General features: G+C 61.6%; 30 protein-coding genes, 1 tRNA gene and 1 riboswitch. Of the genes, 17 read left to right on the top strand and 14 right to left on the bottom strand.

Annotated features, from left to right (window positions below; all coding sequences use genetic code 11):
- Positions 1-4: 4 nt before the first annotated feature.
- From C8E00_RS07075 to gloB, 3 genes are all read right to left on the bottom strand, one after another.
- Positions 5-1840 (bottom strand): extracellular solute-binding protein, encoded by a 1836-nt coding sequence (locus tag C8E00_RS07075; RefSeq protein ID WP_133696250.1) that lies wholly within the window; start codon positions 1838-1840, stop codon positions 5-7.
- Between the two features lie 158 nt (positions 1841-1998).
- Positions 1999-3327: a LysM peptidoglycan-binding domain-containing protein gene (locus tag C8E00_RS07070; RefSeq protein ID WP_133696248.1), complete on the bottom strand. Its 1329-nt coding sequence runs from the start codon at positions 3325-3327 to the stop codon at positions 1999-2001.
- A gap of 48 nt (positions 3328-3375) precedes the next feature.
- A complete protein-coding gene (gloB, locus tag C8E00_RS07065) occupies positions 3376-4143 on the bottom strand; it encodes a hydroxyacylglutathione hydrolase (RefSeq protein ID WP_133696245.1) in 768 nt (255 codons plus the stop codon).
- Between the two features lie 105 nt (positions 4144-4248).
- On the opposite strand from gloB, the gene C8E00_RS07060 reads away from it, so the two are divergent.
- The 4 genes from C8E00_RS07060 to nudC are packed head-to-tail and all read left to right on the top strand — an operon-like array spanning position 4249 to position 7095.
- Positions 4249-5052, top strand: coding sequence for a methyltransferase domain-containing protein (locus tag C8E00_RS07060; RefSeq protein ID WP_133696242.1), 804 nt, complete (start codon positions 4249-4251; stop codon positions 5050-5052).
- 19 nt (positions 5053-5071) lie between these two features.
- Positions 5072-5539, top strand: a complete 468-nt coding sequence (gene rnhA, locus C8E00_RS07055; RefSeq protein WP_133697214.1) for a ribonuclease HI — start codon at positions 5072-5074, stop codon at positions 5537-5539.
- Between the two features lie 3 nt (positions 5540-5542).
- On the top strand, positions 5543-6304 hold the full coding sequence (gene dnaQ, locus C8E00_RS07050; protein ID WP_133696240.1) for a DNA polymerase III subunit epsilon: 762 nt from the start codon (positions 5543-5545) through the stop codon (positions 6302-6304).
- Positions 6301-7095: an NAD(+) diphosphatase gene (nudC, locus tag C8E00_RS07045; protein ID WP_133696237.1), complete on the top strand. Its 795-nt coding sequence runs from the start codon at positions 6301-6303 to the stop codon at positions 7093-7095. The genes dnaQ and nudC overlap by 4 nt, the downstream gene beginning before the upstream one ends.
- Positions 7096-7124: 29 nt before the next feature.
- Here the strand turns inward: nudC and C8E00_RS07040 are convergent, their stop codons facing one another.
- Positions 7125-7442, bottom strand: a complete 318-nt coding sequence (locus C8E00_RS07040; protein ID WP_133696235.1) for an SCP2 sterol-binding domain-containing protein — start codon at positions 7440-7442, stop codon at positions 7125-7127.
- A 98-nt stretch (positions 7443-7540) separates the two neighbouring features.
- On the opposite strand from C8E00_RS07040, the gene sohB reads away from it, so the two are divergent.
- Positions 7541-8590, top strand: a complete 1050-nt coding sequence (gene sohB / locus C8E00_RS07035) for a protease SohB (RefSeq protein ID WP_133696232.1) — start codon at positions 7541-7543, stop codon at positions 8588-8590.
- 17 nt (positions 8591-8607) lie between these two features.
- Here sohB and C8E00_RS07030 read toward each other — a convergent pair whose 3' ends face one another.
- Complete coding sequence (locus C8E00_RS07030; protein WP_133696230.1) at positions 8608-8931, bottom strand: ArsR/SmtB family transcription factor; 324 nt, start codon at positions 8929-8931, stop codon at positions 8608-8610.
- A gap of 495 nt (positions 8932-9426) precedes the next feature.
- Here C8E00_RS07030 and C8E00_RS07025 point away from each other — a divergent pair, with 495 nt between their 5' ends.
- The gene (locus tag C8E00_RS07025; RefSeq protein WP_133696227.1) at positions 9427-10101 is read left to right on the top strand and encodes a 7-cyano-7-deazaguanine/7-aminomethyl-7-deazaguanine transporter; all 675 of its coding nucleotides are present in this window, start codon (positions 9427-9429) and stop codon (positions 10099-10101) included.
- A 51-nt stretch (positions 10102-10152) separates the two neighbouring features.
- Positions 10153-10923, top strand: coding sequence for an alpha/beta fold hydrolase (locus C8E00_RS07020; protein WP_243833134.1), 771 nt, complete (start codon positions 10153-10155; stop codon positions 10921-10923).
- 56 nt (positions 10924-10979) lie between these two features.
- Here C8E00_RS07020 and C8E00_RS07015 read toward each other — a convergent pair whose 3' ends face one another.
- The 3 genes from C8E00_RS07015 to C8E00_RS07005 form a co-directional block, all read right to left on the bottom strand.
- Positions 10980-11966: an ABC transporter substrate-binding protein gene (locus tag C8E00_RS07015; protein WP_133696222.1), complete on the bottom strand. Its 987-nt coding sequence runs from the start codon at positions 11964-11966 to the stop codon at positions 10980-10982.
- A gap of 119 nt (positions 11967-12085) precedes the next feature.
- Positions 12086-12850, bottom strand: coding sequence for an ABC transporter permease (locus tag C8E00_RS07010; RefSeq protein ID WP_133696220.1), 765 nt, complete (start codon positions 12848-12850; stop codon positions 12086-12088).
- Positions 12847-13608 carry an ABC transporter ATP-binding protein gene (locus C8E00_RS07005; RefSeq protein WP_133696218.1) on the bottom strand — a complete coding sequence of 254 codons (762 nt, stop codon included), beginning with the start codon at positions 13606-13608 and terminating at the stop codon, positions 12847-12849. The genes C8E00_RS07010 and C8E00_RS07005 overlap by 4 nt, the downstream gene beginning before the upstream one ends.
- A 33-nt stretch (positions 13609-13641) precedes the next feature.
- Positions 13642-13746: riboswitch (TPP riboswitch) on the bottom strand.
- 85 nt (positions 13747-13831) lie between these two features.
- On the opposite strand from C8E00_RS07005, the gene C8E00_RS07000 reads away from it, so the two are divergent.
- From C8E00_RS07000 to C8E00_RS06985, 4 genes are all read left to right on the top strand, one after another.
- The gene (locus tag C8E00_RS07000) at positions 13832-14674 is read left to right on the top strand and encodes a hypothetical protein (RefSeq protein ID WP_133696216.1); all 843 of its coding nucleotides are present in this window, start codon (positions 13832-13834) and stop codon (positions 14672-14674) included.
- A gap of 66 nt (positions 14675-14740) precedes the next feature.
- A complete protein-coding gene (locus tag C8E00_RS06995) occupies positions 14741-16450 on the top strand; it encodes a potassium/proton antiporter (RefSeq protein WP_133696214.1) in 1710 nt (569 codons plus the stop codon).
- 79 nt (positions 16451-16529) lie between these two features.
- Entirely contained in the window at positions 16530-16781 is a 252-nt protein-coding gene (locus C8E00_RS06990) for a zinc ribbon domain-containing protein (RefSeq protein WP_133696211.1), read from the top strand.
- A 42-nt stretch (positions 16782-16823) separates the two neighbouring features.
- On the top strand, positions 16824-17501 hold the full coding sequence (locus tag C8E00_RS06985; protein ID WP_243833133.1) for a metallophosphoesterase: 678 nt from the start codon (positions 16824-16826) through the stop codon (positions 17499-17501).
- A gap of 108 nt (positions 17502-17609) precedes the next feature.
- Here the strand turns inward: C8E00_RS06985 and C8E00_RS06980 are convergent.
- Positions 17610-17699: transfer RNA gene (locus tag C8E00_RS06980), tRNA-Ser, on the bottom strand.
- A 169-nt stretch (positions 17700-17868) separates the two neighbouring features.
- Between C8E00_RS06980 and C8E00_RS06975 the strand changes: the two genes are divergently transcribed.
- The 6 genes from C8E00_RS06975 to C8E00_RS06950 all read left to right on the top strand — a co-directional run bounded on the left by C8E00_RS06975 (position 17869) and on the right by C8E00_RS06950 (position 21382).
- Complete coding sequence (locus C8E00_RS06975) at positions 17869-18537, top strand: Bax inhibitor-1/YccA family protein (protein ID WP_133696209.1); 669 nt, start codon at positions 17869-17871, stop codon at positions 18535-18537.
- A gap of 738 nt (positions 18538-19275) precedes the next feature.
- Positions 19276-19668, top strand: a complete 393-nt coding sequence (gene tusD / locus C8E00_RS06970; protein WP_133696206.1) for a sulfurtransferase complex subunit TusD — start codon at positions 19276-19278, stop codon at positions 19666-19668.
- A gap of 37 nt (positions 19669-19705) precedes the next feature.
- A complete protein-coding gene (gene tusC, locus C8E00_RS06965) occupies positions 19706-20086 on the top strand; it encodes a sulfurtransferase complex subunit TusC (protein ID WP_133696204.1) in 381 nt (126 codons plus the stop codon).
- Positions 20087-20139: 53 nt separating this feature from the next.
- Positions 20140-20430: a sulfurtransferase complex subunit TusB gene (gene tusB / locus C8E00_RS06960; RefSeq protein WP_133696201.1), complete on the top strand. Its 291-nt coding sequence runs from the start codon at positions 20140-20142 to the stop codon at positions 20428-20430.
- The gene (locus C8E00_RS06955) at positions 20430-20783 is read left to right on the top strand and encodes a TusE/DsrC/DsvC family sulfur relay protein (protein WP_133696199.1); all 354 of its coding nucleotides are present in this window, start codon (positions 20430-20432) and stop codon (positions 20781-20783) included. The genes tusB and C8E00_RS06955 overlap by 1 nt, the downstream gene beginning before the upstream one ends.
- Positions 20784-20827: 44 nt before the next feature.
- Positions 20828-21382: an acyl carrier protein phosphodiesterase gene (locus C8E00_RS06950; protein ID WP_133696197.1), complete on the top strand. Its 555-nt coding sequence runs from the start codon at positions 20828-20830 to the stop codon at positions 21380-21382.
- 18 nt (positions 21383-21400) lie between these two features.
- Here C8E00_RS06950 and C8E00_RS06945 read toward each other — a convergent pair whose 3' ends face one another.
- The 5 genes from C8E00_RS06945 to fdh3B form a co-directional block, all read right to left on the bottom strand.
- Positions 21401-22591 carry a molybdopterin molybdotransferase MoeA gene (locus C8E00_RS06945; RefSeq protein ID WP_133696195.1) on the bottom strand — a complete coding sequence of 397 codons (1191 nt, stop codon included), beginning with the start codon at positions 22589-22591 and terminating at the stop codon, positions 21401-21403.
- Complete coding sequence (gene moaB, locus C8E00_RS06940) at positions 22584-23108, bottom strand: molybdenum cofactor biosynthesis protein B (RefSeq protein ID WP_133696192.1); 525 nt, start codon at positions 23106-23108, stop codon at positions 22584-22586. The genes C8E00_RS06945 and moaB overlap by 8 nt, the downstream gene beginning before the upstream one ends.
- Positions 23105-23425, bottom strand: a complete 321-nt coding sequence (locus C8E00_RS06935) for a DUF1244 domain-containing protein (RefSeq protein ID WP_133696189.1) — start codon at positions 23423-23425, stop codon at positions 23105-23107. Before C8E00_RS06935 ends, moaB begins: the two co-directional genes overlap by 4 nt.
- A 120-nt stretch (positions 23426-23545) precedes the next feature.
- On the bottom strand, positions 23546-24589 hold the full coding sequence (locus C8E00_RS06930) for a formate dehydrogenase subunit gamma (RefSeq protein WP_133696186.1): 1044 nt from the start codon (positions 24587-24589) through the stop codon (positions 23546-23548).
- 11 nt (positions 24590-24600) lie between these two features.
- Entirely contained in the window at positions 24601-25251 is a 651-nt protein-coding gene (gene fdh3B, locus C8E00_RS06925) for a formate dehydrogenase FDH3 subunit beta (RefSeq protein ID WP_133696184.1), read from the bottom strand.
- Positions 25252-25306 lie beyond the last annotated feature (55 nt).

The raw sequence follows: 25306 nt of genomic DNA, 5'->3' as shown, positions 1-25306 counted from the left end.
CCTCTCAGCCGTCGCTGTGTTGACGTGCTTCCACACGCTCTGCGCGCTGTGGGTCGACCCACCAGCTCGAGAGATCGAAGGTGTATTCGGGGAAGGGCTGGGGGTAACCGAACTTGTCCCACAGCGCCACGCGAGTGCCGTCGAGATGCCATTGGGGAATGACGTAGAATCCCCAGCGCAGGACGCGGTCCAGTGCGCGTGCGGCGGTATCCAGCTCACGCCGGCTATCGGCACTGATCAAGGTGTCGACCAGGCCGTCGAGCGCCGGGCTCTGCAAGCCGATCAGATTACGGCTACGCGGGGCATCGGCATAGTCGCTCGTCCAGTACTCGCGTTGTTCGTTGCCCGGATTGGCCGATTGCGGAAAGCTGGCGACCATCAGATCGAAGTCGAAATTCCGGCGCCGTCTCAGGTACTGGTTGACGTCGACCACGCGCAGGCTGGCCTGGATACCCAGGCGTTCGAGATTGTGGATGAGCGGCAGCGTGACGCGTTCGAACTGTGTGTCGTAGAGCAGGAATTCCAGGCGCAGGGGGCGCCCGGTGGCGGTGTCGACGAGCACGTCGTCGCGCACTTCATAGCCGGCATCGCGAAGCAGGCTCAGTGCCTTTTTCAGACGTGCCCGCAAGGTATCGGGTCGCGAGATCGGTAGCGGCTGGTTGAATACCTCGGGCGGCAGGATATCGCGGTAGGGGGCGAGTAGCTGGCGTTCCGCCTCGCTGGGGAGGCCGCTGGCTTCCATGTCCGAGCTTTCGAAATAACTATCGGTTTCCTGATAGGCGCCGTAGAAAAGGTGTGTGTTGAGCCAATCGAAATCGGTGGCCAGGGTCAGGGCTTCGCGGACGCGGCGGTCCTGGAATTTCTCGCGCCGCAAGTTCATGACGAAGGCTTGCATGCCGGCAGGCTGCGCATCGGGAACGATCATGCGCTTGATGAAGCCTTCCTTGCGGGCAGGTATATCGTAGGCGGTGGCCCAGTTCTTGGCGCTGCTTTCGATACGCAAATCGAGATTTCCGGCCTTGAAGGCTTCGAGCGCTACGGTTTGATCACGATAATAATCGTAGACCAGGCGGCCGATATTGTGCCGCCCGCGGTTGATGGGCAGATCGCGCCCCCAGTAATCCTCGACGCGGCGATACACGATGCGTCGCCCCGGGATGAGACTGGCGATTTCGTAGGGCCCCGAGCCCAGCGGCTTGTCCAGCGTCGGCGAGGCGAAGTCGCGCGATTGCCAGTAGTGCTTGGGCAGCACCGGCAATTGTCCCAGGATCAACGGTAATTCCCGGGAGTCGTTGTTGCTGAACTCGAAACGCACGGTGTCGTCGTCCAGAGCCTCGATCTTGTCGACATTGGCATAGTAGGCCCGATAGAACGGCTGACCTTTCTCCCTCAGGATACGAAAACTGAAGACCACGTCCTCGGCGGTTACCGGGTGGCCGTCATGAAAACGAGCCGTGGGGCGCAGATCGATTTCCATCCAGTGTCGATCGGGATCAAGCCGGATGCCCCCTGCCAGTAGTCCATACATGGTAAAGGGCTCGTCGGCGCTGGCTTCCATCAAGGTATCGTAGATGTGATCCAGGCCAGCGGCGGCGTTGCCCTGAAGGATGAAAGGGTTGGTCGAATCGAAGCTATCCTGCGCGGCGCGGCGCATTTCGCCGCCCTTGGGCGCGTCGGGGTTGGTATAGGGCAGATGCGTGAAGTCGTCGGGCAGCGCGGGGGCGTCGTAGAGTGAAATCGCGCCGACGGTAGGGACATGTTCGGCCGCTACGGCCCACGAGGCGAGACTGACCGCCCACAGGGAGCCCCCCAACAACAAGGCACGAACGAACGAAAGCATCAAACGATTCCTTGAAGCAAGATGCATGAGTGGTGGTGAAGATATCGATTCTGCACGCTAGGCATTGTCGGGAAACTGTCTGCGCTCGGCGACTTTTCGTACAACACCTAGCCTATCCTAGCCGTGGCGTGCTGAGTAGGGGGGCGCATCCGTTGCGATCAACGCGGCGCCTGGCGCAGCGTCAGGCGTTGTCCCGGATGTAGATAATCGCTTCGATCGAGCCGATTCCAGCGAGCCAGCTCGTCGACGCTGACATCGTGGCGCGCGGCGATGCGTGACAGGCTGTCGCCCGGCTTGACGGTCACTTCGTGGGTAGTGGCATGACGGGCCAAACGGCTGGCCTGGCCAGTGGTCGGAACGATCAGTGATTGACCCACCCTGAGCAAGTCGCCGTCGAGGTGATTCTGCTGACGCAGCACACTGATCGGAAGGTCGTGTCGCGCGGCGATACCCGAGAGCGTGTCACCGCGTTTGACCACATAATGCGTCTGGAGACGACGCTGTTCGGGGGGCAGCGTGTCGAGATTGGCGAGAAAGCGCTGACGGCTGGCGGCGGGAATGACCAGCTTGGCATTCTGGGTCGGGCGAGTGGCCTCGCGCCGCAAGGCGGGGTTGAGCCTGCGCAGGCGTTGCTCGCTGACGCCGGCGAGACGGGCGGCTTCGTTAAGCGAGAGCTGACCTTTGGTCGTGACTTGAGCAATGGCGGGGCGGTCTGGAATGTCGGGCAGGGTGACGCCGTAGCGCTGTGGGGCGGAGATCACTGCGGCCAAGGCCAGTAATTTGGGTACATAATCCATGGTTTGCTTGGGCAGCGAGAGGTGCCAGTAGTCGATGGGCTTGCCCTGGGCGGCGGCCCGTTTGCGGGCGCGGTTGACGGTGCCCGCACCGGCATTGTAAGCCGCCAAGGCCAGCTCGAGATCGCCCTCGTACCATTGGCGGGCGAGTGTCTGCAGATAATCGAGCGCAGCCTTGGTCGAGGCCATGACATCGCGGCGTCCAGCATACCACCAGGTGTTGTTGAGCCCCATGGCGTCGCCGGTGCGGGGCATGAACTGCCAGAGCCCCGACGCTCCGCCGGGATGCTTGGCGGTCGGATCGTAGGCGCTTTCAATGAACGGCAACAAGGCCAGCTCGGTGGGCATGTCGCGTGCTTCGAGCTGGCGGGTCACCCAACGTAGCCAAGGCCGCGCGTTGCGAGCCACGGTCGAGACGTATTGAGGATTGGCGGCGAAGTAGTCGAGCCATTCCTTGACGCGTGGATTGCTGAGGTTGTCTGGCAACTCGAAGCCGCTTTTCAGGCGCGTCCAGACGTTGGCCTGCGTGGCGCTTTTAAGCTCCAATGCTTGCCAGAAGGTGGCGTGCTGTGTCGAGGTCGTTGAATCGTCGGTCGGTGAACCGCTCGCCGCAAGCGCGGGCAGCGACAAGGTGGTCAGTAAAAGACCGCCTGCCAAGCCCACGGCTTGGCGGCGGATCGATCGAGCATGCATGGTAAACGAGCCTCTCAAGGGTGATGACGACGGCCTGAAATGGCGATGCTAGAAACGGTTCTTCCAGTCGCGCAACGTGGCGAAGGCGCTGCTGGCGTCGTCGGCCTCGCCTTGTTCGGCGACCGTGTTGAGCAAGCCGGGTTGGTCGATGCGCAGAAAAGGATTGATCTGGCGCTCGCGACCGATGTTGGTGGGCAGCGTGGGGCGCTCCAACTGACGCGCTTTTTCGCATTCTTCCAGATAGGCGTCCCGCGTGGGATTGTCGGGCTCGGCGGCCTGGGAAAAGCGCAGATTGGCCAATGTGTATTCGTGCCCGGCGAACACCAGCGTGTCATCGGGCAATGCGGCGAGGCGCTCGAGTGAGGATTGCATCTGCGCGGAAGTGCCTTCGAACAGGCGTCCGCAACCGGCCGAGAACATCACGTCGCCGCAGAAGAGCAGCCCTGGTGTGCCGGGGGCGTAGAAGGCGATATGGTCGAGTGTGTGGCCGGGGACCGCGAGGACTTCGAAGCGTCGACCCTGGACGCGGCATTCGTCGTCGTCACCGACGATTTCTTCAACGGCGGGAATGGCCGAGTTGTCGGGGCCGATCACGCGGGGGGCGTAGCGTTTGACCAGCGTTTCAATGCCGCCCGTGTGATCGTGGTGGTGGTGAGTCACCAGAATCGCCGCCAGGTTCAGGTTTTCGCGTTCCAGGTATTCGATGACGGGTTGTGCGTCGCCGGGATCGACGATCGCCACCTTATCGCTGGCATCCTGACGGAGCAGCCAGATATAGTTGTCCTGGAACGCGGGAATGGGAATCACGGTCAACATAGTACGCTAGACCTCGGCAAACGTCGGAAACACGCTTATCGTCACGCCATGCATGATGGCGGACGGTAGCGTAAAATGCGACAACCTTGGGGGGAACGGACCGTCGTGTCAAATTCGCAGATGACGATGACGTTGGCGCAGGCCGTCCGCGAGGGGCGCCGTTTCTGGGCGTCTGAATATGGTGCTGCATTGTGGCAGGCACAGCGCGCGTGCTTGGGACCACTCTGCGAGTCGCGCTTCGGATCTCACAGCCTGCAACTCGGGATGGCCGCGCGGCTGACTGATATGTGCCCCATCCGCCATGCGATGAGCTGGTCACCGACACGCGCCTTGGCTCAGGATGACGCGGCCTTGGTGTGTGATCCCAGCGCCTTGCCGCTTCCCGATGAAAGCCTCGATCTCGTGCTGGTGCATCATTTGTTGGAAGTGATGCCCAATGCCCATCACCTGGTGCGCGAGGCGGCGCGGGTCACGCGTGACGACGGCATCCTGGTGATGATGGGCTGGAACCCTTTCGGCGTCGATGTTCTGGGGCATTTGTCACCCACCAGTCGACGTCGCTGGCCATGCAAGGGGCATTGGCGACGCAGCAGCCGATTGCGGGAATGGCTGGCGTTTGTCGATTTCGAGATCGACCGCGTAGACTACTGCGGCTTTCGCCTGCCCGGCGGACATATTCATAACCTGGGGCTCGAAACGCTGGGGCGACGCTATAACCTCCCGATCGGCGGATGTTACCTGATCGTGGCCCGGCGCAAGCAGATCCCGGTGCATCCGGTGCGGACGATGCTGCGCCGCGATACGATGACGAGCAACTCCTGGCTCGGCCCCGCCGCACTGCATCGCAACGAACGCACGCGGCGCGCCCGGGCCCAAGCCCACGACGATAGGATGGCCGAGGTTGACTGACACCCCCACCGTGGGCGACATGCCCCATGTGACCATTTACACCGACGGCGCTTGCCGTGGTAACCCTGGCCCCGGCGGCTGGGGGGCGGTGCTGCGTTACGGTCAGCATGAAAAAACGCTCAACGGCGGTGAAGCCGAGACCACCAATAACCGCATGGAGTTGATGGCCGCGATCCAAGCGCTGCGGACCTTGACGCGTCCATGCGAGGTCGCGCTTTGGACGGACTCCGAGTACCTGCGTAAAGGGATTACCCAGTGGGTCCATGGCTGGATCAAGCGTGGCTGGAAGACCGCCGCCAAAAAGCCGGTCAAGAACGCCGAGTTGTGGCGTGAACTGCTCGAAGAAACCCAGCGCCATCGCATCGAATGGCACTGGGTCAAAGGACACAGTGGGCATGCAGGTAACGAACTGGCCGATACGCTGGCTAACGCCGCCACCGACGACGTGCAGGCGACTCAGCGTCGAGCCATGGCTGGAGAAGAGTAAGCAATGCGTCAAATTGTACTGGACACCGAAACGACCGGTATCGACCCCAAGGAAGGCCACCGCCTGATCGAGATCGGCGCAGTGGAGGTGGTCAATCGTCGACTCACCGGCAATAACTTCCATCAATACATCAACCCTGAACGCGATATCGATCCAGAGGCCGTGGAAATTCACGGTATCACCAATGAGCGGGTGGCCGATGAGCCTGTGTTTGCAGATGTCGCCGATGCGTTCTGGGAATACATTTACGGTGCCGAGTTGGTGATTCACAACGCGGCATTCGACGTGGGCTTCATCGATCACGAATTCGGCCTGCTGCAGAACAAGCGAGGCGGGCCGCGCCTGGGGCCGGTCGCGGAGCATTGCGGCGTGCTCGATACGCTGGCCATGGCGCGTAAGTTGCACCCGGGACAGCGTAATAACCTGGACGCCCTGTGCAAGCGGTATGCCATCGACAACGGCCGCCGGGTGCTCCACGGCGCCCTGTTGGATGCCGAGATTCTCTCCGACGTCTACCTGGCGATGACCGGGGGCCAGACGGCCCTATCGCTGGCAGGTATCGAAGAGGCTGGCGGCGGGTCCGCCGAAGGGGGCAATAGCGTCAGCGGCATCCGCCGGGTGGCGCGGGAAGGCATGACGCTAGTAGTGACGCGACCCAGCGAGACGGAGTTGAGCGCGCATCGCGCCAAACTCGACGGCATTCGGCAGGCGGCGGGTGAGTGCCATTGGGACGCGTTGGATGCAACGACGCAGGGGCCGTCATGACGACGACGTCGACAGCGGAATTCGTCAGAGAGCTGCCCGGCGCGGAGACGCCGCGCTGGGGGTATTGGATTCGTTTCGGCGAGGCGGGCATCGCGCCCGGTGAAGAACCGGGCATCCTTCAAGCGCCCGCTGCCTGGCCCGAGCATGCCATGCCACTGGGCATGTGGCATGGCATGCCGGTGGCGATGGCGCATGAGCCTGGCGAAGCCAGTTGGCCCCCGGCGCGTGATTGGCTGGCGCGCTTGCCGGCTGCACAGGCCGACCTACTGGCGACGGCGCTGCAAGTGTCAGCTTGGGCGCGCGATCATCGTTTTTGCGGGCGCTGCGGGGCGCCCATGCAGCGTATAGCCCACGAGTTTGCCATGCAGTGCGAGGCCTGCGGTCATCGTAGCTATCCGCGCATTTCGCCGTGCATCATTACCTTGGTTACCCATGGGCGGGATCTGTTGCTGGCGCGCAATTCGCGCTTTCCCGCGCGACGTTATTCCACGCTGGCAGGATTCATCGAGCCTGGAGAGACCGCCGAGGACGCCGTGCGTCGTGAGGTCCACGAGGAAGTCGGTGTCGAGATTGGCCGGGTACGTTTCTTTCGCAGCCAGTCATGGCCGTTTCCGCATTCGTTGATGCTGGGCTTCTTTGCTGAAGCGGCCAGTCGGCGGATTCGCATCGACGGTATCGAGATCGCCGATGCCGCCTGGTTCACGCCGCGTCATTTGCCGGAACTGCCGCCTGGTCACTCGATTTCGCGTCAGTTGATCGAGACACACCTCAGTGCGGTGGCGATGCGCTGAGGTGCCTTGTAACGGCGCTCTGGAGGGGGTCAGCCGCTGGGGAACAGGCGGGAGAGCTTGCTGGCCAGCATGACATTGCCGGCGGCCTTGAGCTTGCCGCTCATGAAGGCTTGCATGCCGTTGAGTTCACCGCTCATCACGCCTTTCAGCGTTTCGGTGTCGGTGGTCAGGCTGACGGAAGGGTCGTCGTGCTCGCCTTGCCGAACGTCCAGCGTGCCGTCCTGAACGTGCAGGTAATAGTCATCGGCATCGGTGATGTGGAACTGGAAAATATCATTCATGCCCTGGGCGGCGGCAGGATCGAAGCGCGACTGGAGTTTTTCGATGACGGTACTGGCGTCGGCCATGATCGGTCACTCTGTGGTGTTGGTGGAAGCCTCAGCCTATTTTAAACATATGTTTCATACAAGACCTGTATGGAATCATCCAAGCATGAGGGCGCGATGTGAGTGAATGGATAGCGGAATACGCCTTGTTTGCCGCCAAGCTGGCGACACTGGTGATCGCCCTGGGCGTACTGATCGTGCTGGTGGTGTCCCTCAAGCAGCGTGCCAGTGGGCAAGGAGATGATAATCGTCTGCGCGTGGTGACGTTGAATGAGCGTCAGCGTCGTCGACGTGAGTCCTTGCGGCTGGCGGGTATGTCGCCGGCGCGTCGGCGTCGCGCGCACAAGCTGTTGCGTAAACAGGAGAAAGCACGCCGCAAGGGAGAGGATGACGCATCTGACGAGTTGCCATCGCGGGTGTGGGTGCTCGACTTCGATGGCGACCTCAAGGCATCGCGCACCCCGCAACTGGCCGAGCAGGTCTCGCTGTTGTCGGATGAACTGGAGGCCGGGGATGAAGTCGTCGTGCGCCTTACCTCGGGCGGTGGTTTGGTGCATGCCTATGGGCTTGCCGCTGCGCAGCTCGACCGGCTGCGCGACGCCGGGGTGCAACTGACCGTATGCGTCGACAAGGTGGCCGCCAGCGGGGGCTACATGATGGCGTGCTGCGCGCATCGCCTGATCGCGGCACCGTTTGCCGTCATTGGGTCGATCGGCGTGGTCGCGCAGGTGCCCAACGTACATCGTCTGCTCAAGAAGCACGATATTGACGTCGAGCTGCTCACGGCGGGCCGTTACAAGCGGACCTTGACCGTGCTCGGGGAGAATACCGACGAGGGGCGCGCCAAGTTTCTCGACGATTTGCAGGAGACGCATGATCTCTTCAAGCGCTACGTCGGCGAGCGGCGTCCGGCGCTGGAAATCGACAGAGTGGCGACCGGCGAAATCTGGTACGGCCGTCAGGCCCTCGAGGATGGCTTGATCGATGAGGTCGCCACCAGCGACGGCTATCTCGCGGCACGCATGAAGGAGAAGCGGGTCTTGCATGTCACGCTCGAGCCGCGCCATTCGCTGTTGCAGCGTCTCGGCGTAGGGGTCTCGATGGGCATCGAGCGGCTCGGGGATCGTGTCATCGAACGCGTGGAGGCCAGTGGCTGGCAGCGGCGCTGAGCCGCTGCCGGGATCGGTTAGCGTGACTTGCCGTAGAGTGTGGTCAATGAGTCGATGACGGTGCGGGCCTCATTGCCTGCCAGTGAATAGTAGATGGTCTGCGAGGCGCGGCGTGTGACCACCAGGTTTTCACGGCGCAGGATGGCCAGGTGCTGCGAAAGCGCCGACTGGCTGAGGTTCAGCTTGCGGTTCAGCTCGGTGACCGAAAGCTCGGTATCATCGAGCAGGCATAAAATGCGCAAGCGGTTTTCGTTGGCCATGGCCTTGAGCAGTGTCGTGCCTTTGTCGATGGCGCCATGACCGGCGTCGATCAGGGCGGAGGCAGGCTGGAGCTGGCTCATATGGTTTCTCCTACATTGGGATTGGCGGTTGGTTGCCGAGAGGCGCGGGATGAAACGCCCAGCGGCAAAGGGATGCTTGCATGTCGAATGTTCGTCTGCGTCCGGCGTATCCTTACCCCGATTGGGCGAACGGTCATGCCTTGTTACTCATTCTTGATTTAGCGAATCTTCAATAACTTCGCCAGCCTTGTCCAAGATAGTCTTCAACGGTTTTTCATCGGTAGTGGCCGTGGCGCGATCGGCAGGCTTGAAAGTCGGCGATTGTCATGGTCATTGTTGTCCCCTAAGGCATTGACGATACGCTGATAGTTCCTCGGGGGCGTGGTTTTCGACGTCGTGTGCGTGATGCTCTGAAGCAGAGGGATGGTGGATCCTGCTGGTCGATATCAGCGCAATACTTTACACTCGCGTGCTTTCGCCCGGCGTCTTCCACGCTGTCCTGCCTTGAGGGTTCCCTTACCCCTCGGCCTCTTTCGGCAATTAAAAAGGTGCTGCATGTTTGACCTCGACGCTCGTCAGGCGCGCCACTTGATGGCGTGGCTCGTGAGTTTCCACATCATCGTCATCGCGGCCAGCAATTACTTGGTGCAACTGCCGTTTTCGATATTCGGCGTACACACAACCTGGGGAGCGTTCAGCTTTCCGTTCATCTTTCTTGCCACGGATCTGACCGTACGGCTGTTCGGGAAACGCCGGGCACGCACGACCATCACCCGGGTCATGATACCAGCCCTGCTGATGTCCTACGCGGTCTCGGTGCTGTTTCAGGACGGTGCCTTCCAGGGAGTGGCAGCGCTGGGTGATTGGAACCTCTTCGTGGGGCGTATCGCGCTGGCGAGTTTCATGGCCTACGTGCTGGGGCAGTTGCTGGACATTCACGTCTTCGATCGAATGCGGCGACTGCGCGCCTGGTGGGTGGCGCCGGCGTTTTCGACGCTATTGGGCAACCTGGCCGATACCTTCGCCTTTTTCGCCATCGCCTTCTGGAAGGGCCCCAATGCGTTCATGAGCGCGCATTGGGTCGAAATCGCCTGGGTGGATTATGCCATCAAGCTGAGCGTCAGCCTGGCCTTCTTCCTGCCGTTGTATGGTGTGCTTCTGGGGGCGTTGACGCGCCGCCTGGCGCATGTCGCCGATGCCTCCGAGCGGGTGTCGGCGCGCAATGCCTGAAACGCCTCTGATATCATGACGACATGACGTGAATGGCTGACGAGGCAAATTGTGGAATTACATCATGTTGATACCGGCGGCGCAGGGCGTCCGCTGGTGGTGCTGCACGGCTTGTTCGGCAGCGCCGACAACTGGCGCTCGCATATCAAGCGCTGGCAGGAAAGTCGCCGCGTGATCGCCGTCGACCTGCGCAACCACGGAAAGTCTCCCCATGTGGCCGGCATGCGCTATGCCGATCAGGCGGCGGATGTCGAGGCCTTGCTGGATCGCCTGGCGATCGATGATTGCGATCTGCTGGGGCACTCGATGGGGGGTAAGGTCGCCATCACCTTGGCGCGTCAGGCACCCACGCGTGTCGCGCGTTTGATCGTGGCCGATATCGCGCCGATTGCTTATGAGCACGGGCACGAAGCGATCTTCAAGGCCATGCGCGCGGTCGAGCGGCAACCGCCTGCGGACCGCAAGGCAGCCGATCGGATCATGGCGGATTTCGTCGAAACCCCGGCGACGCGACAGTTTCTGGCGACCAATCTGGTGCGCGGCGAGGACGCGACGCTGGTGTGGCGCGTCGGGCTCGACGAGATAGAGAACGACTACCTGCGTATCGTCGCGGTACCGGACGGTGACGGGACCTACACGGGGCCGACGCTGGTGCTGCGTGGCGAACGCTCCGATTACGTCGGCGATGATGCCTTGCCCGCTATCGAGTCGGTATTGCCGGGAGCCCGGCTCGAGACCGTGGCCGGTGCCGGACATTGGTTGCACGCCGAGCAGCCTGAGGCGTTTCAAACTGCTGTGGCGAACTTCCTGGCTGCCGAATGAGAGGCAACGACCTGGCGGATCCGAATAGCTCTCCAGGTCGTTGGCGAAGGTGTGCTTTAAAGACGATTCACGTCGACGGCGAGGCGTGACACCGGGCTCTTGGCCTTGATCTGGCCGCGCTCGAGGAGAAATGCCTCGAACGCTTTGTAGCGACGCACATCGAGGGCGGCGGGTCGCAGGGCAAAGCGTGGAATGGAGTTGTACCAGGCTTTCTTGTTGACCGGGGTGTCCAATGCCGGGTCGTAGGCCGTGAAGGCTTTCCAGCCCTCGTCGGGATGATTGATGATCCAGGCCGTGGCATCTTCGATGGCGGCCATGAAACGGGCATAGGCATCGCGGTGCGTGTCGAGCGTGTCGCGATTGGCGATGAAGATCAGTTCATCGTAGGTGGGGACGCCTTCTTCCTCGATATAGAAGGCGCGTCCCTTGACGCCTTCCTGGGCCATTTGCGCGAGTTCGAAGTTGCGAAACGCGCCGGTGATGGCATCGACCTTGCCGCTGATCAATGCCGGTGTCAGCGCGAAATTGACATTGACCATCTCGACGCTTGCAGGGTCGACGCCGTTGTGCTCGAGCATGGTATTGAGCAGTACTTTCTCGACCCCGCCCACTGAGTAGCCGATGCTCTTGCCGGCCAGATCTTTCATGCTCTCGATATCGCTGTCGGCACGTACCAGCGTGACATTGAGCGGTGTCGCGATCAGCGTGCCCACGCGCACCAGCGGGAGACCTTGATCTACCTGGAGATGCAGCTGGGGTTGGTAGCTGAGTGCCAGGTCAACCTTGCCGGCAGCGACCAGCTTGGGTGGGACGCTGGGGTCGGCGGGTGAGATCAGCTCTACATCGAGCCCGTAGCGCTCGAAGATGCCGCGTTGCTGGGCGATGACCAGGGGGGCGTGCGACGGATTGGTGTACCAGTCGAGCATGACCTTCAGCGAGGTTGTCTCCGAGGCGCTGTCGCCCTCGGCGGCCCAAGCCAAGCCGGGTATGATCAATATCAGTGCCAGACAAGCTCTCATCAGGCGTCGCGTCAAACGTGTCATGTGTTGTCCTCCTGCGGATCTCCGCCATGCGTGCGTGGCGGGTGTTATCGTGACCGCCGTAAAAGACGGTGGTTAGGACATCTCTCCGCGATGGCGGGAGCTGCCTCGAATGAGCGTCGTCAGCGGGTGCTGATGCGGTCGTCGTGCCAAGGCATGAGGCGTCGCATCAAGGCATCGGTGGTGAAGTAGAGCGCGACCCCGAAGGTGACGAGAATCAGCAGGGCGGCAAACATCAGGTCGACTTGCATGCGCGCGTTGGCATTGAGCATCAAGTACCCCAGGCCTTGGCTGGAGCCGACCCATTCGCCGATCACCGCCCCGATGGGCGCGGCACTAGCGGCCATGCGCATGCCGGACGCCAGTGCCGGCAAGGCGGCGGGCAATTGGATGCGCAGCAGCCGCCGCCGACGGTCGGCCCCCAGTGTCTGGGCAAGATCCAGCCATCCCTGTGGTGTCTGGCGCAGGCCGTCGTAACATGTCGAGGCGACCGGAAAATAGATGATCAGGGTCGCCATGACGATCTTGGCGGTCATGCCGTACCCCAGCCATAGCATCAGGATAGGGGCGAGAGCGAACAAGGGCACGGCTTGGCTGATCAACAGAATGGGAAGCAAGGTGCGCCGCAAGCCATGAAAACGTGCCAACGCCAGGGCCGTGCCGAGCCCGCTGATGAAGCCGATGAGCAGCCCTGCGACGATCTCGATCACCGTGATACCGGCATGATGCCACAACAGTGGCTGGTGCGCCGCGAACGCTTGCGCGACGGTCAGCGGTGCGGGAAGAATGTAGTCGGGCACGCCGCTGACGACGACCAGGATCTGCCAGAGGCCAAGTAGGGTGATGATCCCCAACAGGGCGGGCCAGAAACGCTTGAGCATGCTCATGCGCCGCTCCCGTCGATAGGGCCATGCGGTGTGTGGAGACGCCTTACCAAGTGCGATTGCATGCGCTGAACATCGGGCGCGTCGAGGGCGCGGGGGGGATGCCCATCGGGGACGTCGACGTCACTCAGCGACGCCGGCTGACCGCTGAGTATCAGGATACGATCGCTGAGACGCAGGGCCTCGAGCGGGTCGTGGGTGACCAACAATACGGTACGGCCGGCCAGCAGGCGCGCGGCCAGTTCGTGGAGCTCCAGGCGAGTGATCGCGTCGACGGCGGAAAACGGCTCGTCCATCAATATCACCGGCGCATCCTCGAAGAGTGTGCGTGCCAGCGCGACGCGTTGACGCTCACCGCCGGATAATGTCTTGGGCCACTGCTGGGTTTTGTCGCTGAGACCGACATCGCCGAGCAGGTCCAGGGCGCGTTGATATTGCGCCGCCGAGGGACGATCGCGCAACGCGGGACCGAGCAGGACGTTGTCGATGACCTTGCGCCAGGGGAGTAGCTGGTCTTGCTGGGCCATCCACGCCAAGCGTCCGGACAATGGACGCTCATCGCTGGTAGTGAGGGTTACATCATGGGTGTCAGGGATCGGGAGGCCTGCGATCATGCGTAGCAAGGAACTCTTGCCGCTGCCGCTGCGGCCGAGCAGTCCCGTCCAGCTACCGGGGGCGAAGTCGACCGTGAGACCATCGAACAGCCATTGCCCCGAAAAGGCGAGCCGCGCCTGGGAAAGCGAAAAACCGAGGGACGTCATCAAGGCTCCATGAATGGGGCGAAGGACGTGCCGACGGCACGCTCTGGTATTTCCTCCGCCGGTTCTAACCGGATCAGGTTCCAGGGTTGCGCGTGGCGCTCTCAGCCCATTCCATGATGGGCACCCCTATCCAGAGGTGAGTATTGTATCCTGATGCGGCGGCGGCTGCCCAGACCTGCGGGGCGTCGTCGCCTCGCTATCGCGTGGGCCGCCAGGAGCATACATGTACCCCGATCCAGCACTGACCCATCGTGTCGAGGTCTTCACCGGTCATGCCCTGGCCCCGTTGCCATTGGCCTGGGGGGACAGTGCCAACTGGCTATGGCGAACACGCGGCGAGGCGCCGCAATTACTCAAGCTGGCACGAACACATCCCGCTCAGGACCCGTTCTGGCAGGGGATGCAGCGGCTCTTCGGTTTCGATCGTTGGCGCTGTCCCGAAGCAGTGACGCGCCTGGCGGGGGCCTTGCCGGTGCATTTGCCGTTGCCGCCATTACCGCTCACGTATCTGGGAGCATTGCACCAGGTGCCCCTCTGGAGTCTGCCCTGGAGCGATGGGGCGACGGCGCGCATGGGGGCGGTTTTCGCGGAACTGCTGGGTAGTCAGTTGGGTTGCCTGCATCGCGAAACGGTCTCGGGCTGGGGGCACCCACTGGAAACTGTCTGGCCGCTATCACAATGGCCGCGACGCGCACGCGACTTTTTGAGACACCACCCAGGCTGTGCCGATTGGCAGGTACTGCCGGATTTTCCCCTTCCCACGCGCGCGGTGTGGTGCCTCCCCGATTTGCGTGCCGATCAATTCCTCTATAGTGCCACCGGTTGGGTATGGAGTGACTGGGAGGCCCTGGTGTGGGCGCCGCTCGAGTTCGACCTCTGCATAGCCGAGTTGCTGATCACGGCGCCCGACGAACGGGATGCTTTCCTTGCCGGCTATCGTCGACAGTCGCCGGATGTCGCGCTTGGCGAGTATCGCCAGGGGATGAGGGCCCTGATCTGGGGAATGCGATTGCAGGGCGATGTCGATTGGCCCGCCTTGCAATCGCATCCACATTGGTTGATGTAGGTGACAGCAAGAGGCACCGGGACATGGCATACTAGGTCCTTGAATTCAGGGAGATAGTCGTTAGTCGTGGATACCATCAACAGCCTTTTTTTGTTTTCGGGGTTTCTCATTGCGCTGAGCATCGTGGCGAGTCGTGTCTCGTCGCGCATCGGTGTACCGCTGCTGGTGTTGTTCCTGGGGTTGGGCATGATGGCCGGCGAGGAGGGCGTGCTGGGCATCGAGTTCGATGACTATTCGCTCGCCTACCTGATCGGGCACCTGGCGCTGGCGATGATCCTGCTCGATGGTGGCCTGCGCACGCGTCTCAAGACATTCCGCGTGGGGCTCAAACCCGCACTATCCCTGGCCACGCTGGGCGTCTTCATCACCAGTGGCCTGGTGGGGCTGTTGGCGACTTGGATCTTCAATCTTTCCCTGGTGGAAGGCCTGCTGGTGGGCGCCATCGTCGGATCGACAGATGCGGCAGCGGTCTTTTCGATGCTCAGCGGTCAGGGCGTGACGCTCAACGAGCGGGTGGGGGCGACCCTGGAGATCGAGTCAGGTACCAACGACCCGATGGCGATCTTCTTGACCATTACGCTGGCTGACATGCTGGTGAGTGGTACCAGCGGCGTCGGACAGACCCTGATGATGTTCGCCTCACAGTTCGGGCTGGGCTTGCTGTTTGGGCTTGGAGGCGGCTGGTTGGCGGCCAAACTGTTGCGCTGGCTCGACCTGGCGTCGGGACTCTATTCGCTGTTGGCGTTGGCGTCGGGTTTTTTCATCTTCGGCTTGACCGGGGCGGCCGGTGGCAGTGGTTTCTTGGCGATTTATCTGGCGGGCCTGATGATCGGCAATCAGCCCGGGCGGCATCTCACGCATATTCTGCCGGTTCACGATGGGTTGGCATGGCTGAGTCAGATTGGACTTTTCCTGGTGCTTGGGCTGCTGGTGACGCCCAGTGAAATGATCGATTACGCGATACCGGGGGCCGTCTTGGCGTTGGGTCTGATTTTCGTGGCCCGCCCGCTGGCCGTTCTGATCTCGCTCAAGCCGTTCTTCAGCTTCCGCTGGCGGGAGCTCGGGTTCATCTCCTGGGTGGGGCTGCGCGGCGCGGTGCCTATCGTGCTGGCCATCTTTCCGGTCATTGCCGGGGTCGAAAACGCGACGCTGTATTTCAACGTCGCCTTCTTCGTGGTGCTGATGTCGCTACTGATGCAGGGGGCTTCCCTGGCGCGGGTGGCGCGTTGGATGCGCGTCGAAGTGCCGGCCGGTACGACGCCCAATCGTCGCGGCCCACTGGGCGTCCTGCCGGAAAACGACTATGAAATGTTCGTCTACAAGGTCGAGAATGAAGCGCTCGAGGACGTCCCCATTCGGCTGCTGCGCTTCCCGTCGGGCGCGCTGATCTCCGGTTTGTTTCGCAAGCACACCATGCTGCATGCCAAAGGCAGTACACGCTTGAGGCTGGGGGATGTCATTTGCGTCATCGGGCGTAGCGAGGATCTGCCGGCACTCAATCGTCTGTTCAACGGCGATGCCACACTCAAGCGCGAGCGTGCTTTCTTCGGCACCTTTACGCTGGACGGAGACGCCGTCATGAGCGATGTGGCGGATGCCTATGGCCTGACGTTGAGCGCCGGTGAGCAGCACATGACCTTGGGGGAGTTCGTCTCGCTACGCGTCGGCGGCCATCCCGTGGTGGGGGACGATGTCGACTGGCATGGCTTTCACTGGGTCGTCAGCGCGGTGGAGGGCAATCGGGTGACTCGGGTCGGTCTGAGGCTTTATTACTGAGCCCGGTGTTCGATTCAGTATGCACAAGACATTGGCGTGTCCTATGCTGAGAGGAATGTTTCGCCCCATGGAGTTTGTCATGACCATGTCCGATCGGCGGCTCTATCGCTGCCGTGCTTGTCAGGTCGAAGTGTTCATCAAGGCAACCAGGCGGCCGTCGGAAACCCGGTGCCCGGCATGCGCGTCATATGATTTCGAGAGCGTCGAGAGGATCGGTGCAAATCCACGTGCCAGCGTCGATGAGCTTCTGGCGAAGGCGCTGGAGCTGGAAGGTGGAAGATCGCGGGACAGTGCGTGTCGTTATGCAAAGCCGATCATCCACGATATTTAAGTGCCCCGTTCGGGGCTTTCGCTAGTGGGAAAGTTGGTGGCAATGAGCGGTGACGTGATGCAACGGCACGGCCCCAATGAGCATGGTCGTGATTTCATCGTCGGCGATATACACGGCCAACTGGCATTGCTTTATGGCCAATTGGAGGCGGTCGGTTTCGATTACCAACGAGACCGGCTGTTCAGTGTCGGGGATCTGATCGATCGTGGCGCCGATAGTCTTCAGTGTTTGTCTCTCGCTCTCGAGCCTTGGTTCTTCGCCGTGCGTGGCAATCACGAAATGCTGGCGCATGACGCGTTGCTGGGCGAAGAAAGGGGCAGCCTGAAGACGCGCGATGCCTGGATGATCAATGGTGGTACCTGGGCCTTGGAAGCAGGGCTGGACGAGGCGCAGACGATGCTTCAGCAGGCCTTGCCGAGCATGCCCTATGCGCGCGAAATATCGGTCGCGGGCAAGCGTCTCGGGATCGTTCACGCCGAACCGCCCAAGGACTGGAATGATCTCGCAACAACGTCGCAGGATTTGCTTTGGGGAAGAACGCGCATCCGGCGTGGCGACGAGACACCGGTTCGCGGCATCGATGCCGTGGTGGTGGGGCACACCATCGTTGAACGACCGATATGGCTGGGGAACGTCTACTACCTCGATACCGGCGCCTTCACGACCGGGAGGCTAACGCTCATTGAAGCATGCACGCTGATGAGTGGTGTCGGATCGTAGCTGTAGCGAATGTAACAGTGCGGTGTAACGACGGCGGGAGGTAACACCCCGAAACGAAAACGCCCCGAGACCAGCAAGTTACTGAAATCTCAGGGCGCTTTGATGTAGTGGCGGAGGGACAGGGATTCGAACCCTGGGAAGGCGCAAACCTTCGCCGGTTTTCAAGACCGGTGCATTCAACCGCTCTGCCATCCCTCCGGCTTACGGCGGTGTATATTACCAGCGTTCTGTGATTCGTCAAGACTTTATGTGCTTTCAATGAGTTAAAACAATGCCATGGGCGTTGAATATCCATCTTGCAGTGGGAACTCAAGCGGGGCATCCTAGGTCTTACCTTATGTTTTCAGCGCCACCGAGGAGATATCCCATGGCATACCGCACGTCTCAGATTGCCGGTCAGCAGACGCGATCGGTCAGTACCAACAAGGTGCTGCGTAACACATACATGCTCCTGGCCATGACATTGCTGTTCTCCGCCGTGACAGCGGGTACATCAATGGCGATGGGCATCGGGCAGATGAACATCTTCATCTTCCTGATCGGCGCGTATGGCTTGATGTTTCTGGTCCACAAGACAGCGAATTCGGCGGCGGGCATCCTGTCGATCTTTGCCTTTACCGGTTTCATGGGCTTCACCCTGGGACCGATGCTGAATCTCTACTTGTCACTGCCCAATGGGGCGCAATTGGTGATGACGGCGCTGGGGATGACGGGGGCAACGTTCATCGGCTTGTCCGCCGTGGCGCTGGTGACGCGCAAAGACTTCAGTTTCCTGGGTAACTTCATGATCGCCGGGGCGATCGTGCTGGTGCTGGCCATGGTCGCGGCGATGATCTTCAACATCACCGCGCTGGCGCTGGCCGTCTCAGCCGGTTTCGTGTTGTTTTCCTCGGCCGCGATCCTGTATCAAACCAGTGAAATCATCCATCGCGCGGGCGAAACCAACTACATCCTGGCGACCATTACCCTGTTCGTGTCGATCTACAACATTTTCGTGAGCCTTTTGTCTATCCTCGGTTTTATGTCCGACGATTGATTCGGCATCGATGTTGTACTGCCCGTTTGGCGAAGGCCCACGTCTCGAAAGGTGTGGGCCTTTTGCGTTGGGGGCGTCTATCCGCGCCAGAGTTGCAGCAAGGGCTCGGCGAGGCCAAACCAGCGAGTGTAGAAAATCGCGCGGCGATGGGCATTGGCGATATCCTCGGTGCTGCAGAGATCATGCCGAAGATGAGGGTCGTGGCGAAGATATGTCAGGCCTCCGATCACGCACTTGGGCGCCGGGCGCGATGCTGCCGTACGATCGCAAGGAGCGGGCGATAGCGTGGTTGAGACGGCCGTATTGGCCGGTGTCAGCGTCGCTGGCGGGCGTTTGGTCGGGGAAAGCAGGGCAACGGTCATGAGCGTAACCTCCACGAATCAGCGGTAGTGTCGATACATTACGACACAGACGCTTTCAATTTAGCCGGATTGAGTAACGGCTAAGCAGGATTTGCGTAAATCGTGACGGCGCTCATATGAGTCGCTGTTGTTGCAGGGCGGAGAGGCGCGCGCGATAAAAAAAGCCGCCTGGAAGGCGGCCAAGGTTGGGATATCAACAGATCGGTATCGCTAGCTAAAGACATGCTATATGTTAGCTTGTTAAAAATATACTCGCTAACATGGTCGGCGTCAATGTCCACTGAGTGACATGCCGCACGGCGGCCCATGATTTGCCATGACCTCGCTTCGTCGAGGACAATAGCAGTATTCACCGCGTCAGTGATGGAGACTCTCGATGCGTTACGCCTTGCTCGTGCTGGGGGGCCCGTATAGCCATCAGGCAGCGCATTCCGCGTTGCGTTTCGCGCATGCCGCCATCGCCCGGGGGCATCGTGTCGAGACGGTGTTCTTCTATCACGATGGGGTATATAACGCCTCACACCTCTCGGCGCCGCCACAGGATGAGCCGCACCTCGTCGATGCCTGGAGTGAGTTGCGGCGCACCCATGGAACCGCCTTGCAGGTCTGCGTGGCGGCGGCGTTGCGTCGTGGCTTGCTCGATGCCCGGGAGGCCGAGCGTCACGGCAAGAGCGGGGCGAGTCTCGAACCTCCCTTCGAGTTGACGGGGTTGGGGCAGCTGCTTGATATCAGCCAGACGCACGAGCGGTTGATTACCTTCGCGCCCTGAATATAGCGTCGCTCATTCATGTAACTGGGAAACCGTCATGTCCGAGGTATCCGAGACACCGCACGGCGATCTGCTGGTGATATTGCGCCATGCGCCACATGGCAGTCTATGGCTACGCGAGGCTCTCGATCTGGCCTTGGTGGGCGCGGCCTTCGGGCAGTCCGTCTCGCTTTTGCTGATGGGAGACGGCGTCTGGGCATTGCTTCAGGGGCAAGGCTCGGGGCCGTTGGGTCAAAAGGGCACCCAAAGCACCTTCGAGATGCTGGAAATGTACGATATCGAGCGTTTGTATATCGATATCGACGCGCTCGAAGCGCGTGGATTAACCCGCGATGATCTGCTCTTGCCGGTGATTGAAGTCCCGGCACCGGCATTGTCGGCGGTGCTTGCCGGCCATCGTCAAATCGTCAATTTCTGAATGCTGCCCGTACTGCATGCTAGCGGGGAAGCGCTGTTAGGAGACACCTGCGAATGTTGTTGCACTTGCTCAATCGTGCCCCGAGTTCGAGCCCCGTTCATCAGGACGTATTGCGCGCGATGGGGGAGGAAGATGGGCTGATGCTGATCGAAGATGGCGTGTTTGGCGCAGTGAGTGCACAGGTGAAACATTTTCCCGGCCTGGAAGGCCGTTTGTTTGCCCTGCGCGAGGATCTGGAAGCGCGTGGCTTGGCGGGGCGCTGCGATGCGCGTGTGATCATCGTCGACATGGATGGTTTCGTGGCCTTGACCGAGGACGCACAACGCACGGTGAGCTGGTTCTAATGGCGACCACGCAAGCGACACGCTATATCACGGTAGAAGGCCGTGACATCGGGCTCGATCCCGAAGGATTCGTCGTCGATCTGGCGGCCTGGACGCCTGCGGTGGCCGAGGCGCTAGCTGCCGAGGAAGGCAGGGAATTGACGCCCGAACACTGGGAAGTGCTCGAGGTACTGCGCGCCTTCTATGCGCGTTACGAAAATGCGCCGGCCATGCGCCCCCTGGTCAAGGCCGTCAGCCAGGCGCTGGGGCCCGATAAAGGTCGCTCCCTGCATTTGATGCGCTTGTTTCCCGATAGCCCTGCAAAGGTGGGCGCGCGTCTGGCGGGCTTGCCCAAACCAACCCACTGTCTTTAAGGACTGGCTTTAAAAGCTGTCTTTGAGAACTGTCTAGGCCTTCGATGAACTTTCTTGCACACGCCTGGCTGGCCCGTGGCGGCAACGACGCCTTCCTGTATGGCAACTTGATCGCCGATGGCGTCAAGGGCGATCCCGGCGACGATTGGGCGGCGGAGGTCGCGCGCGGTATCCGCCATCATCGCCGCGTGGATGCCTGGGTCGACGATCATGCCGTGATTCGCGGCGTGCGAGCGCGCGCACCGCGTCCCCAGCGGCGTGTGGTGGGTATCGCTCTGGATCTGGTGTGGGATCATTTCGTGGCACGCGATCATGCCGATGTTGCCTTGATTGCACGCTGTTACCGGGTCCTGGAGAGCCAAGGTGTGGCCCCGAATCGTTTGGCGCCGATGATCCCGGTCCTGATCGAGGATGATTGGCTGAGTCGTTACGCCGATTTCGGCTTTACCTGCCAGGCGATCGCGGGCCTGGGGCGCCGTTTGAGTGGTCCCAATCGCCTGGCGGAGTTAGTGCCCTGGTTGCACGCCGATTATCCCGCGCTGGAGCGAGACTTCCAGCGACTCTGGCCGGCGCTCAACCAGGCATTGTGCGCCGATTAGATGTCATCGTCCGTCGTCTCAATCCGTCAGCCACAGGCATTCCACCTGCTCGCCCGCTTGCACGGTCGTGTACTCGGGGATGACGGCCAAGGCATCGGCCGCGAGGCAGGAAGACAGCACGGCGGAGTTCTGATCGGCGAAGGCATGGGCGACGACGCCCGCGGGCGTGAACTCGAGCCCCACGCGCATGTAGTGACGACGTGCCTGGGTGCGGGTCTCGAACTCGGCACGCGCCCACAGGCGCGGTAGCGTGGTCATGCGAGGGCATCCTTGCAGTGTGCCCATGAGCGGACGCAGATAGACCCAGGCGCCGACGAAGCAGGACACGGGGTTGCCGGGCAGGCCGACTAGCCGCGCTTGCCCGATGCGTCCCAGTGCCAATGGTTTGCCGGGGCGCATGGCCAATTGCCACAGGTCTAGCTGGCCCAGTGATTCCAGCGCATGCTTGACATGGTCTTCTTCGCCGACGCTGACGCCCCCCGTGGTGACGATGACATCGGCGCATTCGGCGGCCCGGCGCATAAGACGCTGGGTCGTCGCGAAGTCGTCGGGGACGTGCTCGCGCATGACCAGGTCGGCGCCGAAGCGCTCGAGCAGGCGCGACAGCATGGGGCGGTTCGAGTTATGAATCTGCCCCGGCGCGAGTGATTGACTTGGCTCGACGATTTCATCGCCGGTGGAAAGCAATGCCACGCGCGGGCGACGGTATACGCCGACCTGGGTGATGCCCTGACCGGCCAGGTGCCCCAGGGCCGCGGCCTCCAGACGCATGCCGGCGTCCAGCAAGGGCGTGCCGGCCGCCACGTCGCGTCCCCGACGACGCACGTTGTCGCCCTGCGCGATGTCACTCGGCATATGGGCCTGGGCGTCTGGCGCGTCCACGCGCTCCTGCATCACGACGGTGTCGGCCCCCGGGGGGATCTCGCCACCGGTAAAGATGCGCGCGCAGGTGCCTGGCGCCAGTGGCGCCGGCGCGTAGCCGGCCGCGATGCGCTGGCTGATGGGGAGCCACTGACCGGCATCGGCATGGCGCAGTGCATAGCCATCCATGGCGCTGTTGTCGGCCGGCGGCACGTCGAGGCGCGCGGTGACGGTTTCCGCCAGGACGCGGCCGGCGGCTTGCGTGCAGTCGATTCGCTCGATTTCGCTCGGTGTCACGTCGTCCAGCAGTGCCGACAGCGCACGTTCGACGCTTTGCAGCTCAGCCATGCTGACCGCTCCCGGGGATCACGAGATTGGCGAAGTTGCAGGGCTTGTGACGGCTGTCGAGCTGTTCGTGAAGGATGCCGTCCCAGGCGGTACGGCATGCCCCCGTGGACCCCGGCAAGCAGAACACCACGGTGGCGTTGGCCAGGCCACCCAGGCACCGGCTTTGCACCGTGGAACTGCCGATTTCCTGCCACGAGAGATGGCGAAACAGTTCGCCGAAGCCTTCGATGTGCTTGTCGAGCAAGACCTCGATCGCTTCGGGGGTGGAGTCGCGCCCGGTGAAGCCCGTGCCACCGGTGGTGATGATGACTTGCACACCCTCATCGGCAATCCATTGGGCGACGACCGCTCGGATACGATAGACGTCATCCGCGACGATGCGCTTTTCGACCAGCGTGTGGCCGTCGCGCTCGAGGCGATCGACCAGGGCGTCGCCGGAGCGGTCGGTTTCTTCCGTGCGGGTATCGGAGACGGTCAGCACGGCGATCTCGAGGGGGACGAAAGTGGCCTCGCTCATGCCTGGGTGTCCTTCTTGCGTTGCTGGCGGGCATCCAATGCTGCGAGCTGCTCGGGCGTGGCGGGGGCCTGGTAGAGCGCTTTCCATTCGCTGTAGGGCATGCCGTAGACGTATTCACGGGCCGTCTCGTAGTCGAGCTCGATACCGCGCTCGCTGGCGGCGGCCATCAGCCATTTGGAGAGACAGTTGCGGCAGAAGTCGGCCAGGATCATCAGGTCGATGTTCTGTACGTCCTTGTTGGCGTCGAGATGATCGAGCAGGTGGCGGAAGGCGGCCGCCTCGAGCTCGGTGCGCGTATCAGCGTCGATGTGTTGCATGGGAAAGCCTCCTCGCGGGATCTTTGAGTGGTAGGACATCTGCCTGCATCATAACAAAGAGCGACACCGCCAGGTGGCGGTGTCGTCTTGCTCGCGGCGTGTCGAGATACGCTTTGGTGTTCAGTTGGGCCGTTGTGCCGTCGCCGTGTCGTCGTCAATGGGAGGGTCGCTCTGGTGGGGCTGTCCGGCGCTTTCCTTGACCTCTTCGTACCACAGATTGTGGTGTTGCTTGGCCCAGGTTTCATCGACATAGCCGGTCGCCATGCCTTCAAACGCGCCCTCGGTCCCCAGGGTCCCGATGTAGATGTGGCCCAGCGCCACGGTCATGAGTATCAACGAGGTCACGCCGTGGAACATGTTGGCCCACTGCATGTCGTCACGCGTCTGCCCGAAGATCGGGAAGTCGAGCACCAAGCCACTGACCACGACCAGCAAGCCGACGCTGGCCAACAGCCAGAACCAGACCTTTTCACCGGCATTGGCGAAGCCGGCATCGGGATGCTTGTCACCGACCATGCCGCCCCCTTGCTTGAACCACTCCAGATCGTGCTTCTTGGGCAGATTGACCTTGAGCCACTTGGCGAGAATGACGATCAACAGAATGCCGAAGACCGGGCCCGCGTAGTTGTGGATCAGCTTGGAGCCCATGATCATGTTGGCCCAGAAGACATCGCCGAAAATGTGCCGGAACACGAACTTGCCGTATAGCAGGTTCAAACCGGTCAGCGCCAATGCGATGAACAACGTCGCCACGGTCCAGTGCAGGGCCCGCTCGATAGCGGTCCAGCGTAGAATCTTACGCCCCGTGCGCTCATGATCGAGATCGTTGCGGCCGACGACAAGATAGAAGATGATCAGGATCGCCAGCATGCCGCCGATGGCGATCAGGCCGGCGGGCGAAATCCACTCGTTGCGGATCTGACGCCAGGTCTCGCCACTGGTATTGATCAGGCTATAGGTGGATTCGTGGCGTGTATCAATGAAGTTTTCGCCGTTTTTGACGTCTCGCCAAGTGTCGGCGTCCACCGTGCCGACGGCCTGACCCAGCTCCTCGTTGGGTTCGGCGGCGTGCGTGGACGGGGCAAGGCTAGCGGCCAACACCGCCAGCAACAGCACCGCACCTAGCATACGCAGCCGCCACAAGCATTGCATGAGTGTGTGCATGAGCGCTCTCCTCACCCTTCACGTGTGGCACGAGTGGCGTCGTAGGCCATCTCGTCGAGATTGCCCGACACATCCGGGCCCGACAGTTGCGCCTTCTCGACGGATGACCAGCCGCCATCTTCATGGCCGCGATAGACCACACGCTGGCGGAAAATGTCGGAAATGGTCTGGGCATCACCGGCCAATAGCGCCTTGGTGGAGCACATCTCGGCACATAGCGGCAGTTTGCCTTCGGCGATACGGTTGGCGCCGTACTTTTCGTATTCTTCTTCCTTGGTCTCGGCGGGACCGCCGGCGCAGAAGGTGCACTTGTCCATCTTGCCGCGCTCGCCGAAGGCTTCTTGCTTGGGAAACTGCGGCGCGCCGAAGGGGCAGGCGTAGAGGCAGTAACCGCAGCCGATGCAGATGTCCTTGTCATGCAGGACGATGCCGTCATCGGTCTTGTAGAAGCAGTCGGTGGGACACACCGCCATGCACGGGGCATCGTCGCAGTGCATGCAGGCGACGGAAATCGATACCTCGGAAGGCATGCCATCGTCGAGAGTGACGACTCGGCGGCGCTGAATGCCCCAGTCGGTTTCGTTGGCGTTCTTGCAGGCCGTGACGCAGCCGTTGCATTCGATGCAGCGTTCGGCGTCGCAGAGAAATTTCATTTGAGCCATGGTGTTCTCCTCTGGCCGGCGAGGTACGTGGCCTCACCGGCATTTTAAGCATCGT

Origin of the sequence: Chromohalobacter marismortui (assembly GCF_004364315.1) — a bacterium.
Taxonomy (GTDB): domain Bacteria; phylum Pseudomonadota; class Gammaproteobacteria; order Pseudomonadales; family Halomonadaceae; genus Chromohalobacter; species Chromohalobacter marismortui.
Note: the sequence above shows the minus strand (reverse complement) of the source record. Positions and strands in the feature narration are given on the sequence as shown.

What these genes read in the sequence shown, in the direction of transcription:
- nudC (WP_133696237.1), top strand. Translation starts at nt 6,301, where the DNA reads ATGACGACGACGTCGACAGCGGAATTCGTCAGAGAGCTGCCCGGCGCG.
- C8E00_RS07015 (WP_133696222.1), bottom strand. Translation starts at nt 11,966, where the DNA reads ATGACACGTTTGACGCGACGCCTGATGAGAGCTTGTCTGGCACTGATA.
- C8E00_RS07000 (WP_133696216.1), top strand. Translation starts at nt 13,832, where the DNA reads ATGTACCCCGATCCAGCACTGACCCATCGTGTCGAGGTCTTCACCGGT.
- tusC (WP_133696204.1), top strand. Translation starts at nt 19,706, where the DNA reads ATGTCCGAGGTATCCGAGACACCGCACGGCGATCTGCTGGTGATATTG.
- C8E00_RS07025 (WP_133696227.1), top strand. Translation starts at nt 9,427, where the DNA reads ATGTTTGACCTCGACGCTCGTCAGGCGCGCCACTTGATGGCGTGGCTC.
- gloB (WP_133696245.1), bottom strand. Translation starts at nt 4,143, where the DNA reads ATGTTGACCGTGATTCCCATTCCCGCGTTCCAGGACAACTATATCTGG.
- tusB (WP_133696201.1), top strand. Translation starts at nt 20,140, where the DNA reads ATGTTGTTGCACTTGCTCAATCGTGCCCCGAGTTCGAGCCCCGTTCAT.
- C8E00_RS07030 (WP_133696230.1), bottom strand. Translation starts at nt 8,931, where the DNA reads ATGAGCCAGCTCCAGCCTGCCTCCGCCCTGATCGACGCCGGTCATGGC.
- C8E00_RS07075 (WP_133696250.1), bottom strand. Translation starts at nt 1,840, where the DNA reads ATGCTTTCGTTCGTTCGTGCCTTGTTGTTGGGGGGCTCCCTGTGGGCG.
- rnhA (WP_133697214.1), top strand. Translation starts at nt 5,072, where the DNA reads ATGCCCCATGTGACCATTTACACCGACGGCGCTTGCCGTGGTAACCCT.
- C8E00_RS07070 (WP_133696248.1), bottom strand. Translation starts at nt 3,327, where the DNA reads ATGCATGCTCGATCGATCCGCCGCCAAGCCGTGGGCTTGGCAGGCGGT.
- fdh3B (WP_133696184.1), bottom strand. Translation starts at nt 25,251, where the DNA reads ATGGCTCAAATGAAATTTCTCTGCGACGCCGAACGCTGCATCGAATGC.
- C8E00_RS06990 (WP_133696211.1), top strand. Translation starts at nt 16,530, where the DNA reads ATGACCATGTCCGATCGGCGGCTCTATCGCTGCCGTGCTTGTCAGGTC.
- dnaQ (WP_133696240.1), top strand. Translation starts at nt 5,543, where the DNA reads ATGCGTCAAATTGTACTGGACACCGAAACGACCGGTATCGACCCCAAG.
- C8E00_RS06930 (WP_133696186.1), bottom strand. Translation starts at nt 24,589, where the DNA reads ATGCACACACTCATGCAATGCTTGTGGCGGCTGCGTATGCTAGGTGCG.
- C8E00_RS07040 (WP_133696235.1), bottom strand. Translation starts at nt 7,442, where the DNA reads ATGGCCGACGCCAGTACCGTCATCGAAAAACTCCAGTCGCGCTTCGAT.
- C8E00_RS07010 (WP_133696220.1), bottom strand. Translation starts at nt 12,850, where the DNA reads ATGAGCATGCTCAAGCGTTTCTGGCCCGCCCTGTTGGGGATCATCACC.
- C8E00_RS06955 (WP_133696199.1), top strand. Translation starts at nt 20,430, where the DNA reads ATGGCGACCACGCAAGCGACACGCTATATCACGGTAGAAGGCCGTGAC.
- C8E00_RS06975 (WP_133696209.1), top strand. Translation starts at nt 17,869, where the DNA reads ATGGCATACCGCACGTCTCAGATTGCCGGTCAGCAGACGCGATCGGTC.
- C8E00_RS06935 (WP_133696189.1), bottom strand. Translation starts at nt 23,425, where the DNA reads ATGCAACACATCGACGCTGATACGCGCACCGAGCTCGAGGCGGCCGCC.
- tusD (WP_133696206.1), top strand. Translation starts at nt 19,276, where the DNA reads ATGCGTTACGCCTTGCTCGTGCTGGGGGGCCCGTATAGCCATCAGGCA.
- moaB (WP_133696192.1), bottom strand. Translation starts at nt 23,108, where the DNA reads ATGAGCGAGGCCACTTTCGTCCCCCTCGAGATCGCCGTGCTGACCGTC.
- C8E00_RS06950 (WP_133696197.1), top strand. Translation starts at nt 20,828, where the DNA reads ATGAACTTTCTTGCACACGCCTGGCTGGCCCGTGGCGGCAACGACGCC.
- C8E00_RS06945 (WP_133696195.1), bottom strand. Translation starts at nt 22,591, where the DNA reads ATGGCTGAGCTGCAAAGCGTCGAACGTGCGCTGTCGGCACTGCTGGAC.
- C8E00_RS07005 (WP_133696218.1), bottom strand. Translation starts at nt 13,608, where the DNA reads ATGACGTCCCTCGGTTTTTCGCTTTCCCAGGCGCGGCTCGCCTTTTCG.
- C8E00_RS06985 (WP_243833133.1), top strand. Translation starts at nt 16,824, where the DNA reads ATGAGCGGTGACGTGATGCAACGGCACGGCCCCAATGAGCATGGTCGT.